A 14,033-nucleotide genomic window follows, 5' to 3' on the forward strand; every position below is an offset into this window, starting at 1 on the left:
TAAGAGTGTTAGATTGTCGTGGCAATTGATGTCAGCGTGACACGGGAGGCGGGCTCGCGTGGCAGGGTTCGATATCTACTTCGACGCGCTGGAAGACTGCGCCTCCAAGGCCAAGGGCGTCGCGAACCAGTTCAGGGCCATCGCCGACCGGACGCCCCCGACCACGGCGGGCGGTACCTTCGGCTCGCTCGACGAGAGATCCGCCGCGCTCACCAAGCTCGTCAACGACCTCGACAAGAAGGTCGACGCCGAGATGGGCCACGCCTACCAGAACCTCGACAAGGTCGAGACGGCCATCGACACGGTCGTCGCCAACGTCAAGAAGGCCGACCTCCCCGTCCCCACACGGGCGGAGCAGGTGTGAGCGACATCTGGGACCGCTACCTCAGCGACATCCAGGACATCATCGAGGACCTGGACGGCAAGCAGACCGAGATCACCGCCGTCGCGAAACGCTGGCGCGAGCTGGCCGGCACCATCACCACGGAGACCGGCGCCCTCCAGCGTGCCGTGCGCGGCGTGGACAACGCCTGGAACGGCGGCGCCGCCGAGGACTTCGCCACCTACATGGCCCAGTACCCGGCGCAGGGCACGGCCCTGAGCACCGCGCTGACGAGCTGCGCCGACAAGCTCGACGCGGCCGGCACCGCGCTGGCAACGGCCAAGAGCACCGTCCAGGGCATCTACCGGGACAAGCGCGCGTGGCTCGACGAGCAGCGCAACGACCCGGACACCACGTCCATCTCGTTGACCTCCATCAGGGCCAAGGAGGCGGAAGGCGTCCGGGAGGCCCAGAAGCCGCGCGGCGAGGCGCTGACCGCCGTCAACAACGCGATCGCGGAGCTTGAGAAGTACGTCCCCGAGGACAAGAAGTTCTTCTCCGCCATCAAGGCCCCCGGCGACCGTGACTTCGTCCCCGGGAACAACGCCGACAAGCGCTGGATCCCCGACCCCGACTTCCAGCCCAAGAGCGGCACCACCCAGCTCGCCTCCTACAACGGGAACGGCACGCCGGGCGGCAACGGCTACACGCCGAGCGGCGGCAACGGGTACAGCCCTGGCGGCGGCAGCGGCGGCGGCAGCGGGGCGCCCTCGCTCGCCGTCCCGCCGAACGCCCACAGCCTCGCGCCGAACCCGCGCGCGCAGGCCGTCATCGACTACGCGCTGAAGCAGCTCAGGGACCCCTACGTCTGGGGCGCCGTGGGGCCCGACTCCTTCGACTGCTCGGGGCTGACGCTGCGCGCGTACGAGTCGGCGGGGACGCAGATCCCGCGGGTCGCCCACGACCAGTGGTTGCGCGGACCGCGCATCCCCAGCGGCGCGGTCCAGCCGGGCGACCTCGTCTTCTTCGACAACAACGGGGACGGCACGGCCGACCACGTGGGCATCGTGCTCGACCCGGAGAAGCAGACGATGATCCACGCGCCCAAGACGGGCGACGTGGTCAAGATCTCCGGCTACGGCGGCACGCCCCTGGGCTTCACCCGCCCCGGCAACCGGTGACCTCCTCCGCGGGCGCGGGCCCTACCAGGTCATGCGGATCACAGGTTTGGTCTGCAGCCTGACGGGGGCCCTGTTCTCGTCGCGGAACCACAGCGTGAGCCCTTCGTAGCGAGGCCCGTCCGATTCGACGGAAAGCCGGCCGAGCGGCCGCAGCCTGCTTACGGTCGCGATCTCCTGGCCGTCGGCGTAAAGGCTGACGTAGGCCTCGCCCGCCAACGGGTCGAGGGAGAAGAGCACGGCCGTCGCACCCCGGACGAGGTGAAAGGCGTGCAGACCGATCGGCCAGCCGACGTCGTCGTGCTGCGGTTCCGGATCGCCTTCGAAGAGCCAGATCAGATCGGCGAGCTCGGGAATGTCCACGAAGGAAACGTATGCGTTCCGGGGGATCCCGGCGATGAGGCCACGTCCGTCCCGGCCGGACTCCTGCGCGGGCGCGTGCGCGTCACACCGTTCGCAGCATGCCGCCGTCGACGAAGTAGGTGGAGCCCACCGAGTAGCCGGCGCGGTCGGAGCACAGGAAGACGACGAAGTCCGCCACCTCCTCCGGCGTGGCGAAGCGCTTGATGGGCGCGTGCTCCCGCGCGACCTCGTCGAGGTGCCCTCGCCAGTCTCCGCCGGTGCCGGCGGTGAGCTCCTTCGCCGTCTTCACCCAGTCGGGGGTGAGGACCAGGCCGGGGTTGACGCAGTTGACGCGGATGTTGTCCCCGACCACCTCGGTGGACAGCGTCTTGGAGAACATCATGAGCGCGGCCTTGGTCACGTTGTAGATCGGCTCGTACCACAGCGGCTGCACCGCGCAGATCGAGGCGTTGTGGAGGATGACCCCGCCGCCGCGCCGCCGCATGCCGGGCACGAGACCGCGGGCCAGCCGTACCGCGGCCATGACGTGCAGGTCCCAGTAGGCCTGCCACTTCTCGTCGGGCGCGTCGAGGATGGTCTCGTTCGAGCCGGAGCCCGCGTTGTTGACCAGGATGTCCGTGCCCGCGAAGGCGTCCTCGGCCGCCGCGGCCAGCGCCGTCGTGCCGGCCGCCGTCGCCACGTCGCATGCGACGGGCAGCACCCGCACGCCGTACGTCTCTCTGATGCCGCGCGCCGCGTCGTCGAGCCGGTCGGCGCCGCGTGCCGCGAGGACGAGATGCACCCCCTCGGCGGCGAGGCCGTGCGCGACGGCCAGGCCGATCCCCGCGCTGCCACCGGTGACGACCGCGACCTTGTCTCTCAACCCGAGTTCCACGAGCCCTCCCAGGTTGTTCCTCCGCGGTGGGGGACGCTGTCCATTATCGTCGCTCCCCTGGTCGGGCCCCGGTTCGTCCTCCCGGTACGGCATGCGCCGGCCGAAAAGCCGTGGCGGCGGCCGTACCCGGATGTTACGAAGAACGGCGGACGGGACGACGACAAGGGGTCAGCGGCGTGGGAACGGTCAGGAAGATCGCGGCCGGCGATGTGGTGATCGCGGCGGAGGACCACGGGGGACACGGCACGGACGTGCTTCTCCTGCACGGCGGCGGACGGACACGCGAGGACTGGACGGCCTTCGCGGGGCTGCTCGCGGACAACGGGTTCCGGCCGGTGGCCATGGATCTCCGCGATCACGGGGAGTCCGGTGCGGCGCCGTGGTCGTGGCGGGAGGTGCTCCAGGACGTCAGCGCCGTCGCCGAGGCCCACCGGCTTCACCGGCCCCTGGTCGTCGGGCATTCCCTTGGCGGGATGGTCGCCACGCTGTGGGCCGGGGAGCACCCGGAGTGCCCGCTCGCGGTCAACCTGGACGGCCATGGCAACCCCACGCGGCCCGACCAGTTCGACGCGCTGGACGCGGACGCGGCGGCGGAGGCCTGCCGGGAGATGACCGCGTTCCTGGCGGAGATGGGCCGCGGGCTCCCGGACCGGTTCCTTCAGATCATGCGTGAGATAGCCGCCCTCGACCTGTTTGCCGCCTACCGGGCGGCGCGGTGCCCGCTCCTGGTCGTCAGCGGCGACGCGACGGCCTTCGCCGGGGTGTTCCCCGAGCGGCTCGTGCCCGCCTGGCACGCCTACTGCCGGTGGACCCGGCGGCAGCTCGAAGCGGTCACGCGCGACTTCCCCCTGGTGCGCGAGACGTCCCTGCCGACGGGCCACGACCCGCACCGCGAAGACCCCGAGACGCTGCTGGGCCTGCTGCTCGGACACCCCGCCCGGCACCCGTGACGCCGGGACGGCCCGCCCGGGCCGAGGAGGCCCGGCTTCAGGGACGGCCCGCCCGGGCCGACGAGGTTCGTCCCCTCGGCCCGGCGCGGCCCCCCGCGCGCTACGACCCGCGCGTTCGCCGCAGCGCCTGCGCCGCGATCGTCAGGACCGCGAACACCAGGGCGACCACCACTCCGGGGTAGAGCATGGCCAGTTGCGTACCTGGCACGATCGCCGCGGTGACGACCGCGAGGCCGCCGGCGCCGCCGACCTGCAGCGAGCTGTTGAGCAGCCCGGCGGCGAGCCCCTGCTCGTGGTCGGCCACCCCGCTGGTGCCGGCGACCATCAACGCCGAGATGCTGAGCGCGAAGCCCAGACCCCACAGCACGGAGGACGGCAGCAGAACCGTCCACAGGTCCGGCTCGGGGCCGATGCGCAGCATCAGCAGGTACGACGGGATGAACGCCACCAGCCCCACCATCAGCACCCTGGTGACGCCGAACCTGTTCATCAGCGCCCCCAGCACGGGCCCGATGACGACGACCATGAGCCCCGCCGGCAGCAGCACCAGCGCCGTCTGCCACGGCTGCCAGCCGTTCAGGTTCTGCAGGTAGAGGGCGAGCAGGAACTGGAAGCCCATGGCGCCGCCGTACAGCAGGGCGGCGCTGACATTGGCGGCCACCAGGCCGCGGTTGCGGAAGATGCCCAGCCGGATCAGCGGCTCCTTGACGGTGCGCTCGATCACCACGAACGCCGCCAGCAGCAGCCCGGACAGGGCGAATCCGCCCAGCGTCCACGGCGAGGCCCAGCCGGCTTCCGCCGCGGAGGACACCGTGGACACCAGCAGCAGCATCCCGGCGACCAGGGTCACGGCGCCACCGAGGTCGAGCCGCGACCGCTCGGTGCGCGGTGGATCCGGCGGCAGGAAACGCAGCGCGGCCACCAGGATCAGCACGGCGATCGGGATGGGCAGCACGAAGGTGGCACGCCAGTCCAGCGCCGCGAGCAGGCCGCCCACCAGCAGGCCGGAGGAGTACCCGGACGCTTCGAAGACGTTGAAGATGCCGAACGCCCTGTTCCGGTGCGGGCCTTCGGGAAAGGTCGTGGTCAGCACCGACATGGCCGCCGGCGCGGTGAAGGCCGCGGCCATGCCCTTGACGAAGCGGGAGACGATCAACAGGACCGGATCGGCGGCGAGCGCGCCGAACAGCGACACCAGCGCGAACACCGCCATGGCGGTCACCAGCGTCCGCCGCCTGCCGAACAGGTCGGCGAAGCGTCCACCCAGCAGCAGGAAGCTACCGAACGCCAGGATGTAGGCGCCCGCCAGCCACTGCGCGGCCGCCGCGCCCATCCCGAACTCCTGCCGGATCTCCGGTATCGCCACCGTGATCATCGAGATGTCGAGCCCGTCGAGCAGGATCACCCCGCTGCAGATGAGCAACGCCACCCAGGACCGCGCCGGCCAGCGCGGCGAATCCGCCCCGGCCGCGGGGGCCGCCACGGCGTCGCCCCGTGGCCGCTCGTCGCTCGTCGTTGACATGTGTTACCACCCTCCAGGGGTCGGGATCCTTCACACCGTGCCGGCTCTCCGGGGCACGGAACCCGCCGGACCGAACGGCGGGCCCGGCCACGGCGCCCGCGGCAGGCCCCGCGCCGCCGACGACGGGCGCGAAATGTTTGCTCTCGGCGCGACGTTAAGGGTTCACATCGGTTGGAAGGTCAACCTCGGACAGGGCGGGTCACATGCTGATCGGGGAGTTGTCCCGGCGGACCGGAGTCAGCTCGCGGCTGCTGCGGTACTACGAGGCGCAGGGCCTGCTCGAGCCCACGCGCGATCTGAACGGTTACCGCAGCTACGACGAGGACGCGGTGGTCACCGTACGGAAGGTCCGCGTGCTGCTGAACGCGGGGCTGACCACCGAGGTGATCCGCGTGGTGCTGCCGTGCACCCGGGGCGACCAGCCGGAGTTCGACTGGTGCGCCGACCTGCGCGACCTCATGGACCGGGAACTGGCGGCCGTGGACCAGCGCATCGACGACCTCCGGCGCAACCGCGGCGCCCTCGCCGGCTTCCTGTCGCAACCCTGACCCGCGGCGGCCGATAGCTTCTGGGCGTGCGCACCTCGACCGCGCTGGAGGCTCTCTCCCGGCGTCCGCTGTCCTTCCTGCGATCGAGCTGGCCGTGGCGGTCGCTGGCCTACCTGCTGTCGAGCGTCGTCCCCGGCTCCGCCGTCATCGTCGCGGCGGGCCTGATCTCCTCCCTGGCGCTCGTCCCGGTGATGGTCGTCGCCGGGCTGGCCGCCGTGGCTGTCCTGGTGCCGCTCGTCGTGGGGTTCGAGCGGTGGCGGCTACGGCTGGTCGATCTCGCCCCGCTGTCCGCCGCGCGTTCCGAGCCGTCGCGAACGGTGGTGCTGGGCCTGGTGTCCCTGCTCGCGCTCTGGTGGATCGACCTTGTCCGTTGTCGCCACGGTGGGCCTGTGCGTGGCCTTGGTGCCGCTGGGAGTCCGCGTGCTGAAGGACGGCCCGGCGCCCCGCTGGTGGGCCTACCCGCTGGCCCTCGGCCTGGGCGCCGCGGCAGTACTGCTCGGCATCGCCGGCTGACCGCGAGACCCGTCCGGCCGCGTCCCCTGCAGGCGGCGGGCGCGCTGCCACGTCATCCCGACTCGGCCGCGACCCCGGCAGTCCTCCGGGCGACCTCGGTGTCCGCCCTGCCGGGGGCGACCCGGCATGCCGTACCGACGGCTTCAGGCCCCGAGCATGACGGTGAGGTCCTCCTCGGCCGCCAGCACGTCACCGCCGAACACCAGCTGAGCCGCGGCCACCGCGGCCGCCCGGTCGTTTCCCGGCCAGAAGTGGGTGAGCATCAGCCGGCGGGCGCCCGCCCGGCGAGCCCAGTGACCGGCCTCGGCGGAGGTCATGAGATTGCGTGTGGGACGGCAGGTCTCGCCGTCGCGGTCGGTGGCCTCGACGATGAACAGGTCGGCGTCACGGCCGAGCTCGGCCAGCGCGGGGGCCGGGCCGGTGTCCCCGGTGTAGGCCAGGGCGATCCCGTCGGCCCGCAGGCGGATGCCCGCGTTGGGCACGTAGTGCGGGAGCGACACTCCGGTCAGCTCGAACGGCCCCACCTGGTAGCCGCCGGGCAGCGGATGCACGTCGAAGACCGCCCGCAGGTCGACGTCGGGCTCCAGTCCGCTGATTCGGTCGAGCACGCCTGGCGGGCAGTACAACGGCAGCCGCCGCCCACCGGGGTCGCCGTAGAACCGCATCCGGAACAGCCCGTGCAGGTCGACGCAGTGATCCGGGTGCTCGTGGGTGATGACGACGGCGTCCACGGCACCGTCCGGCCAGTGCGCGAGCAGCCGCGGCAGCGTGCCGTAACCGAGGTCGAGCACCAGGCGGTAGCCGTCCCAGTCCACCGCGAAGCCGCTGCACGCGCGACCTGGTTCCGGAAAGGCGCCACAGCTGCCGAGCACGGTGAGTCGTCGCATCCGCCTACCATGCCAGACCGTGGCCGCCTGGCTCTTGGTCCGGTAACGGGCCCTTGGCGTCCAGCGTCTGGGTAGTGTGGCCGATCATGGCCGACTTCATCTCTCTTCCCTTCTATGACCTGCTCCAGGAGAACGGCCACGTGCCGGTCATCTGCGAGAAGCTGCCTCCGCTTCTTTCCGGGGTACGGCGGAGCATCCTGGAGATCGGCGCGGGTACCGGCCTGATCACCACGGCGATGGCCGAATGGACATCGGCTGAGATCTTCGCCCTGGAACCCTCGCAGGGCATGCGCGGGGTGTTGCTGTCCCGGCTGAGCACGCGCCCTGACCTGCTCGAGCGGGTCACCGTACTTCCCTGTGACGCGCTGAGCGTCGACGTGCCCGAGCCGGTCGAGGCCATCGTGATGATCAACGTGATGTACGCCCTGGAACCCGGCTACCGCAAGCGGCTCTGGCCGGTGCTGGCAGCGCAGCTGGAACCGGGCGGCCTCCTGGTCTTCACCTGGCGTGACGGCGGGGCCCCTGCACCGCGCCCGCTGCAGGAACTGGGCTCCCGCCAGGTGGGCCGGCACCTCTACTCGGTCTCGTCGGAGATCCTCGAGTCGACCGAAGAGGCGGCCACAGCCCGCTACGTCTACCGGATCACGCAGGGCGACACGGTGGTCGGAGAAGAGGAGATCGTCGGCCACGCCTATCGTCCCGTGTGGGAGACGCTCCACGGGGAACTCACGGAGGCGGGTTTCGTCCAGGCCGACGCGCCCGAGGGGCTTCTCGCCTGGCGGCTCGCCTGAGTCCCGGCTCGGCGGCGTGGTGACGACACCGCACACCCCGCGCAACGTGTGCCCCTGGTCAGCCGACGACCGGGTCCGCGAGGCCCCGGCTCTGGAAGCCCTCAGGGCCGGGACTGAACAGGCCGGCCCACATCGCCCATCCACGGGCTCGGGGCCAGGTGCCCTCGGGAAGACCGCCGGCCTGCCGGAAGGTCCGGCGGTCGTCACCGGCGAAGTAGGTCCAGGCCATGACCAGATCACCGGCGGGATCGCCGATGCCGCAGGTGCCGAAGTCGATGACCGCGGACAGTTTTGAGCTTGACCCGTGTCTCCGGGGAGTCAACGCCGTACCGGCCAGGGGAACGGGCAGCCGGTCGCCGGACGTCCGGTCGCGACGGGTGCCGGTATTGAGCACGCACTGGTCGCTCTCCGGGCTGGTTATCGCATCGCCGCCGTGGATCTCACAACGTAGCTCCCACCGCATGCGATCGAGGATGTTCTCAAGACTGAGACCGGCCCCACGCCGCCTGCCGGGCGGCTGAGCGGCAAGAGGACCGCGAGGAGGCACGAAACACCGTCTTGATCTGTTAGCGCTGATCTATGGTGTAGCCGGGAAACCTGTGTAAAGCAGGCGTCGGTGACGATAAATTCGCCGATGTGGCTGACGATGTGGAGCTGACGCGCTGGATCCTGCATGGTGAACGCCTGATCTATGACAACCGGTGGATTCGACTGGGGCTGGCCGATGTGGAGATCCCCGGTGGTGAGCGATTCGAGCATCACGTTGTCCACCTCGATCGGGCGGCCATCGCTGTCGTGGTCGACGACGAAGACCGCGTCCTGCTGATGTGGCGGCACCGGTTCGTGTGCGATCGTTGGGGTTGGGAGCTGCCCGGCGGCCTGGTGGACGCCGGTGAAGATCCCATGACGACGGCTGCCCGTGAGGTCGAGGAAGAGACCGGGTATCGGCCGCTCAGTGCGGAGCACCTGGTGACCTATCAGCCGATGGCAGGCATGGTCGACTCCGAGCACAGCCTGTTTCTCATGCGAGGCGCTGAGAAAGTGGGCAGTCCGAAGGGCGAGGTGGAGGCCGACCGCATCGAGTGGTTCCCGATGTCGGAGATCCCCGAAATGATCGCTCGCGGTGACATCTGGACGTCTGGCGCGCTGATCGGCCTGCTTCAGGCTCGCGAGAGACTCAACGGCCAAGGACACGATTGACGGTAGCGGCCATATGGATGACCACCGTCGTTGCTGGCAGCTTCTGGTCATGTCGGCGAGCTGCTGCGCCCGGTGAACGTGTGGCTGGGCTGCGTCCGCTGTCCGGCTGCCAAGAAAGCGTGTCCGAGGTCGCATCTGACGCCGGACTCTGCGCAGCTGACGGAGCTCTCCATAGGTGGGTGATAGGCGGCGCAGAGTACGGCGGCGGCCTCGTCTTCGGTCACTGAAAGCATGTGTGGCGACATGCCGAAGGTGGGCAGCCAACTTACCTCGCAGTATTGTTGGTTAGGCGTGACTAACCAGGCCGATGAGCAGCTTTTGCTCATGAAGCAAATTATGGAGTCGGCCTCAGCTTCCGGCGTGCAGCGATCAAGTCGCCAAGAAGTTCTCGGCTGGCCTCGTTATGTTGATTTGCAAGGATTGTTTCGACAGCGAACAGATGCTGGAAGCCCCACCTCGATTCGATGCGCTGCGTTGCTTCAAGGGCGCGGCGAGCGTAGTTCACACCCTCCGCGACATCGCCGAGCTGAAACTGTGCCCGTGCGACGTCGGCGTAGATAATGGCTGCCCGCTTTTGATCGGCCTTCTGGCCGATGGAGTCGAGAGCAGTCTGTCCGGCGTCAAGGGCATGGCGTTCGTCTCCGAGTCGCACGTATGTGGAGAGCCGGAAGGCGGCCATACGCCCGACATCCAGAAAGCCGGTCCATACTCGTTCCTGATGGGGGCGGGAATGGTCGAATGCCTCTTCAGCTTGGCGCAGGAGCTCGAAGGCTCGGCGATCGCCGAGTGCGGCCAGCTCTTCGGCTTCCCGGTTGAGTAGCCATGCGCGGGTGGAGTCGTCACCGTGGGCTGGTAGGAAGGCCTGCGCTTGCCGTACGGCTTGCAGCGCTGGGACGCCTTCGAGGGCGTAAGACTTGTAGGCATAGGTACATGCCTGGATAACGGGATGGCCGCTCTCTGCGGCTGCCAGAGCTGAGACCCGGTTGAACGAAGCGCACTGGGCTGGTCGTTTGAGGTCCCAGGCGATCCACGCGGCCAGGGTGGCGGCTTCACCAGCGGTGGCGGCCAGACGGCGGCGAAAGCGCTCAGGTGGGCCGCTCTGGAGGACATTGCTCAGCTCGGTGAGGTGGGCGGTTAGTCCCTGGTAGATGGTGCGGGCCGGGAGGAGGTATTCGAGGTGGTGGAAGCCGATAGTGCGGGTCTCAAGGTGTGCAATGGTGTCTTCGTCTAGGGCTTGGGGGCCGCTTAATGCTCGGGCTAGACGCTCCCAGGGATCGGTGATGGAGGCGGCGACGTCGGCGGTTATGCCTGCGGCGAGGAGGAGTATCGTCCGGCGGTCCATCTGCGTATCCTGCCTTCCCGCTACCCAGGACAGCTTCAGCACGTCAAGCTCGTGAAAATCGTTGGGGTGGTGCGAGCCCAGAGCATGCGGGCCAACTTGTTCCACGCTAGTCGAGGGGCTTGCAGGTGATCCATCCCGAGCCAGGATGTGTGTACAGGGGAGCAGGACGCTGGTGATCTGGGGTGCGAGACCAAGCAGCATGCGGGCGAGGTCGGGCATATACAGGCCCTCAGCTATGCGCTCGAACACCTTGAAGGAGGTGACCCGGACAGCACCCTTCATGATCTCGCTGACTTTGCCCTGGCTGAGACCGACCGCCACACCGATGCGAGTCTGACTGACCCCTGCGTACTGGCGGACTAAACGTAGCATGTGGCCCATATCGCGATTTGTCAGAGCGGAGATCATATCGGGATTTTCCCAGAGGGTGGCCGGTATGACGATCGACTTGCCCCCTTCTTCGGACATCCGACGCATCCCCTCAAGTCCATAAACTGCCGGTTTCTTTACGGAGTTGTTACGTCAAAGGGTGTCGCCCATCCCCCTGCAGGCTTGATTGCATGGCGATCTCCTAATCGGGCGTATTTATGCGTCGTGGTGTAAGGGCGTGGCATGCTGCGGCAAAACGCTCGTGGTATTCTTTCGCAAGTGATTCGCCCCGATATTTGTGACGTATAATCCTGTCAAGATCCCCTGCGCGGCTAACTAAGTCGGCGAGTGATCGCCGCTCGATGGCGAATGCTGCCATCCCGTGGTCAACTGCGGCGTCCAGATGCCCGCTCCTTGCGTAGACGATCCCGAGATCGATGCGGGCGTTGGCGACTCTCATGGGTGCGTTAGATGTGCCGTCTGGCCGGGTGTGCATGTGAATTGTCTCGCGAGCGTGCTCTTTGGCGCGCTCATCGTCGCCAAGCCACGTGTAGCACGTGGCCGCATAGAAGATCCATTTGGCATGGTTGAACACGAAGTGGTGGTCCGGATGCTCGGGAAGAGGCAAGCTACTCAGGACCTCGGCCCCACGAGAGAGTGCTCGGTCGGCCTCGCGCCTGTCTCCGATGCGGGCCAAGCCCCGAGCCTCCTGCAAGGCGAGCTGAACCATCGCGCTACTCGCCCCCGCAACGGCCTGGCCCATGCGTGCGGCGGTAACGACATCCTCATATCTGCCCTCGACGAGGGCGAACCAGGCCGACATCTCATGAGCCCATCCCTGGAGTTCGCCGTGCCCGGTTTGGCGACCTATCTCAAGGGCGGTACGTCGCGCGGCCTCGGCCTCCTCCCGATTGCCCAGGTCGAAGTGAACGCACCCGAGCAATGCCGTCAGCCATCCAGTGATCATGAGTAATTCGCGATGCTGCTGAAGCGTGAGGCGTCCACTGAGTAGCCGGGTGACTTGGGCCAGCCGCTTTTGCGTGCGGTCCCGCAATGTAGCGGCTGGCACGACAGGGTAAGCGCGGCAGAGAAGCCCGACAGCCTCGCTCAACGCCTCTAAAGTGCCGGTGCTTGCGTCGGATGCCTGGAGTCGCTGGCCAAGCTCCATCGCCAGGTAGAGATCATTCTCCGCCCGCAATGTGTCCACGGGCGTTACGGTGGCGACGATCAGGTCATTGTCGCTACGTCGCGGCCGGAACCCCAGTGCTTCGGGCTCACGCCCCGTCAACTGCGTCGCCGCCAACCGGTACGGCGCGCGCGGCCAAGTAACTTCCCCGGCTTCCCATTGCCGGATGCATTCCTCGTCGCATGTCAGCCTTTGGGCAACCCCGATGGTCGTGGCGTTGATCCGGCCGGCCATCTCCGCTCGGGTGAGCCGGTTCTCATTGCGCCACGCACGGAGCTGGACATTCGGGATGTACTCAGGCATACCGGCCTTCCTCCTGGTTGGGTCTTAAGAGGGTCCGTTCGGGAGTCTGGGTTTGCCGATGAGGTCATCAAGCAACCACGGTACGTCAACACGGACTCCCATCACAGGAATGCTGTGTCAATGGCGAAGTCGTCCAGGTCGAATCCGCTAGGGACAGCCGGCGCAGCGGCGCGGATTGATCACATCGCGGTGCCTGGCGTCGGAGAGTGCCTGACGGTAGGGCTCGGTGGAGTAGGCGGCGGCGCCGAAGACCTCGACCAAGGCGTTCTCTTCGGCCAGCAGGTTAGTGACGAGGGCAGCCCCGTGGTGGGCGGCCCAAGGTCAGCGCTCAGCAGTTCGCCCGATTGGAGGTCGAGCTGGAGCGCGGACCGCTGGCGCATGGCTTCGCCGACCAGCGTTGGACGCTGATGCGGATCAAGACGTTGATCGGTCGCCTGTTCCACGTCGGTTACACGGTGCCAGGGGTGTGGCTGCTGCTGCGGCGTAACGGCTGGTCGGCCCAGCGGCCGGCACGGCGGGCGATCGAGCGCGACGAGGCCGCAATCGAGGTGTGGAAGAAGGAGGTCTGGCCGCAGGTGGAAGATCTGCGGCGGCCACGGGTGCCTGGATCTGCTTCGAAGATGAAGCAGGGCAGGGGCTGAGGCCGCCTCGCGCTCGTACCTGGGGCCGGCGTGGGCAGACTCCCGTCGTGCACGTGCGGGGCGGCGGCACCGGATACGTCTCCATTGCCGGGATGGTCTGCTACAAGCCCGGCGAACGCTCCCGGCTGATCTACCGATTAGACCTCTACCGGGGCCGCAAGGGCGATCCAAGACCTTCGCTTGGACCGACTACCGTGACCTGCTCATCGCCGCACATCAGCAGCTCGGCGCACCGATCGTCGTGGTGTGGGACAACCTGGGCCGGCACCTGGTGCCCGGAATGAAGGCATTCGCCGCCGAACACGCCGACTGGCTGACGATCTTCCAACTCCCCGCACTACGCATCTGATCTCAACCCCGCCGAGGGCATCTGGTCGCTGCTCAAGCGAGGCGTGCTGGCCAACCTCGTTGTGGCCGGCCTGCCCCAACTTGTCCGGGTCGTCAAGCGCGGCCTGAAGAAGATCCAGTACCGGCCACACCTGATCGACGGTTGCCTCGCCGGGACCGGTCTGACCTTGACCGCCACCAACACCAACCCACACGACATCACGAATTAAGGATCAGTTAGAGGTTTGCAAGAACCGTCGCGATGGGGCCTCGGGCGCTGGGAATTAGATCTAGATCGAGCACCTCTTCTTTCTTGAACCAACCGTGCTTTTCGATGAAGTCTTCTCTATCGTTCCGGGTCATGTCCACATCCCCATTGCTAGCCTTACAGAGCCTGGCGACGGCAATCACGGTCGGAGCGCCCTGTTCGCAGCCTAGCTGCCATGACCAGAGAGCCAGCGGACGCCCGGGGCGCACCTCTAGGCCCACCTCCTCACGAACCTCGCGGACAAGCGCCTCATCCGGAGACTCGCCCTGTTTGATGCGTCCACCCGGCAGTTCCCATCTTCCAGGCTGGTGCGGATCAGACTACGTGGCCGGCCTGATCCGCCGACGCCGCAAGGCGATCGCGGCGGACTGGACGGGGCGATCTTCCATTCGGACCACGGGGCGCAATACAGCGGCAAGCAGTTCGCGGACCTGTGCGCTGAACTGGGC

Annotated in this window: 16 protein-coding genes and 1 pseudogene; 9 read left to right on the forward strand and 8 right to left on the reverse strand. The window is 68.0% G+C overall.

The window, feature by feature from the left end; translation table 11 throughout:
* The first annotated feature begins 58 nt into the window (after positions 1-58).
* Positions 59-364 carry a hypothetical protein gene (locus tag ACWEVS_RS35870; protein ID WP_354919797.1) on the forward strand — a complete coding sequence of 102 codons (306 nt, stop codon included), beginning with the start codon at positions 59-61 and terminating at the stop codon, positions 362-364.
* The gene (locus ACWEVS_RS35875) at positions 361-1,503 is read left to right on the forward strand and encodes a bifunctional WXG100 family type VII secretion target/C40 family peptidase (RefSeq protein ID WP_449914600.1); all 1,143 of its coding nucleotides are present in this window, start codon (positions 361-363) and stop codon (positions 1,501-1,503) included. The genes ACWEVS_RS35870 and ACWEVS_RS35875 overlap by 4 nt, the downstream gene beginning before the upstream one ends.
* Before the next feature lie 21 nt (positions 1,504-1,524).
* Here the strand turns inward: ACWEVS_RS35875 and ACWEVS_RS35880 are convergent, their stop codons facing one another.
* Both ACWEVS_RS35880 and ACWEVS_RS35885 read right to left on the reverse strand, forming a co-directional pair.
* Positions 1,525-1,863 carry a DUF3108 domain-containing protein gene (locus ACWEVS_RS35880; RefSeq protein ID WP_354919803.1) on the reverse strand — a complete coding sequence of 113 codons (339 nt, stop codon included), beginning with the start codon at positions 1,861-1,863 and terminating at the stop codon, positions 1,525-1,527.
* An 82-nt stretch (positions 1,864-1,945) separates the two neighbouring features.
* On the reverse strand, positions 1,946-2,737 hold the full coding sequence (locus tag ACWEVS_RS35885) for an SDR family NAD(P)-dependent oxidoreductase (RefSeq protein WP_354919806.1): 792 nt from the start codon (positions 2,735-2,737) through the stop codon (positions 1,946-1,948).
* Positions 2,738-2,913: 176 nt separating this feature from the next.
* Between ACWEVS_RS35885 and ACWEVS_RS35890 the strand changes: the two genes are divergently transcribed.
* The gene (locus ACWEVS_RS35890; RefSeq protein ID WP_449914597.1) at positions 2,914-3,687 is read left to right on the forward strand and encodes an alpha/beta fold hydrolase; all 774 of its coding nucleotides are present in this window, start codon (positions 2,914-2,916) and stop codon (positions 3,685-3,687) included.
* Positions 3,688-3,787: 100 nt separating this feature from the next.
* On the opposite strand, the gene ACWEVS_RS35895 is transcribed toward ACWEVS_RS35890, so the two are convergent.
* On the reverse strand, positions 3,788-5,209 hold the full coding sequence (locus tag ACWEVS_RS35895; RefSeq protein WP_452555165.1) for an MFS transporter: 1,422 nt from the start codon (positions 5,207-5,209) through the stop codon (positions 3,788-3,790).
* 203 nt (positions 5,210-5,412) lie between these two features.
* Between ACWEVS_RS35895 and ACWEVS_RS35900 the strand changes: the two genes are divergently transcribed.
* Positions 5,413-5,757 carry a MerR family transcriptional regulator gene (locus ACWEVS_RS35900; protein WP_354919812.1) on the forward strand — a complete coding sequence of 115 codons (345 nt, stop codon included), beginning with the start codon at positions 5,413-5,415 and terminating at the stop codon, positions 5,755-5,757.
* 363 nt (positions 5,758-6,120) lie between these two features.
* The gene (locus ACWEVS_RS35905) at positions 6,121-6,270 is read left to right on the forward strand and encodes a hypothetical protein (protein ID WP_452555167.1); all 150 of its coding nucleotides are present in this window, start codon (positions 6,121-6,123) and stop codon (positions 6,268-6,270) included.
* Between the two features lie 143 nt (positions 6,271-6,413).
* Here the strand turns inward: ACWEVS_RS35905 and ACWEVS_RS35910 are convergent, their stop codons facing one another.
* Entirely contained in the window at positions 6,414-7,157 is a 744-nt protein-coding gene (locus ACWEVS_RS35910; RefSeq protein ID WP_452555169.1) for an MBL fold metallo-hydrolase, read from the reverse strand.
* An 86-nt stretch (positions 7,158-7,243) separates the two neighbouring features.
* On the opposite strand from ACWEVS_RS35910, the gene ACWEVS_RS35915 reads away from it, so the two are divergent.
* Entirely contained in the window at positions 7,244-7,948 is a 705-nt protein-coding gene (locus tag ACWEVS_RS35915) for a class I SAM-dependent methyltransferase (protein WP_452555171.1), read from the forward strand.
* Between the two features lie 58 nt (positions 7,949-8,006).
* Here ACWEVS_RS35915 and ACWEVS_RS35920 read toward each other — a convergent pair whose 3' ends face one another.
* Positions 8,007-8,411 (reverse strand): phosphotransferase, encoded by a 405-nt coding sequence (locus ACWEVS_RS35920; protein WP_452555173.1) that lies wholly within the window; start codon positions 8,409-8,411, stop codon positions 8,007-8,009.
* 173 nt (positions 8,412-8,584) lie between these two features.
* Here ACWEVS_RS35920 and ACWEVS_RS35925 point away from each other — a divergent pair, with 173 nt between their 5' ends.
* A complete protein-coding gene (locus ACWEVS_RS35925) occupies positions 8,585-9,148 on the forward strand; it encodes an NUDIX hydrolase (protein WP_452555175.1) in 564 nt (187 codons plus the stop codon).
* 334 nt (positions 9,149-9,482) lie between these two features.
* On the opposite strand, the gene ACWEVS_RS35930 is transcribed toward ACWEVS_RS35925, so the two are convergent.
* Complete coding sequence (locus ACWEVS_RS35930) at positions 9,483-10,958, reverse strand: helix-turn-helix domain-containing protein (protein ID WP_452555177.1); 1,476 nt, start codon at positions 10,956-10,958, stop codon at positions 9,483-9,485.
* Positions 10,959-11,061: 103 nt separating this feature from the next.
* Positions 11,062-12,348 (reverse strand): hypothetical protein, encoded by a 1,287-nt coding sequence (locus tag ACWEVS_RS35935; RefSeq protein ID WP_452555179.1) that lies wholly within the window; start codon positions 12,346-12,348, stop codon positions 11,062-11,064.
* Between the two features lie 344 nt (positions 12,349-12,692).
* On the opposite strand from ACWEVS_RS35935, the gene ACWEVS_RS35940 reads away from it, so the two are divergent.
* Positions 12,693-12,989: a helix-turn-helix domain-containing protein gene (locus ACWEVS_RS35940; protein ID WP_452555181.1), complete on the forward strand. Its 297-nt coding sequence runs from the start codon at positions 12,693-12,695 to the stop codon at positions 12,987-12,989.
* 392 nt (positions 12,990-13,381) lie between these two features.
* Positions 13,382-13,546, forward strand: coding sequence for a hypothetical protein (locus tag ACWEVS_RS35945; RefSeq protein ID WP_452555183.1), 165 nt, complete (start codon positions 13,382-13,384; stop codon positions 13,544-13,546).
* Positions 13,547-13,553: 7 nt separating this feature from the next.
* On the opposite strand, the pseudogene ACWEVS_RS35950 reads toward ACWEVS_RS35945, so the two are convergent.
* Positions 13,554-13,886, reverse strand: a pseudogene (locus tag ACWEVS_RS35950) (NUDIX domain-containing protein); the annotation flags it as partial.
* Positions 13,887-14,033: the final 147 nt, after the last annotated feature.

The sequence above is a fragment of the Nonomuraea sp. NPDC003754 genome (assembly GCF_053605785.1).

Bases quoted from the DNA above. Each gene is read 5' to 3' on its own strand.
- ACWEVS_RS35935 (WP_452555179.1), bottom strand. From the start codon at position 12,348: ATGCCTGAGTACATCCCGAATGTCCAGCTCCGTGCGTGGCGCAATGAG.
- ACWEVS_RS35920 (WP_452555173.1), bottom strand. From the start codon at position 8,411: ATGCGGTGGGAGCTACGTTGTGAGATCCACGGCGGCGATGCGATAACC.
- ACWEVS_RS35910 (WP_452555169.1), bottom strand. From the start codon at position 7,157: ATGCGACGACTCACCGTGCTCGGCAGCTGTGGCGCCTTTCCGGAACCA.
- ACWEVS_RS35930 (WP_452555177.1), bottom strand. From the start codon at position 10,958: ATGTCCGAAGAAGGGGGCAAGTCGATCGTCATACCGGCCACCCTCTGG.
- ACWEVS_RS35900 (WP_354919812.1), top strand. From the start codon at position 5,413: ATGCTGATCGGGGAGTTGTCCCGGCGGACCGGAGTCAGCTCGCGGCTG.
- ACWEVS_RS35915 (WP_452555171.1), top strand. From the start codon at position 7,244: ATGGCCGACTTCATCTCTCTTCCCTTCTATGACCTGCTCCAGGAGAAC.
- ACWEVS_RS35895 (WP_452555165.1), bottom strand. From the start codon at position 5,209: ATGTCAACGACGAGCGACGAGCGGCCACGGGGCGACGCCGTGGCGGCC.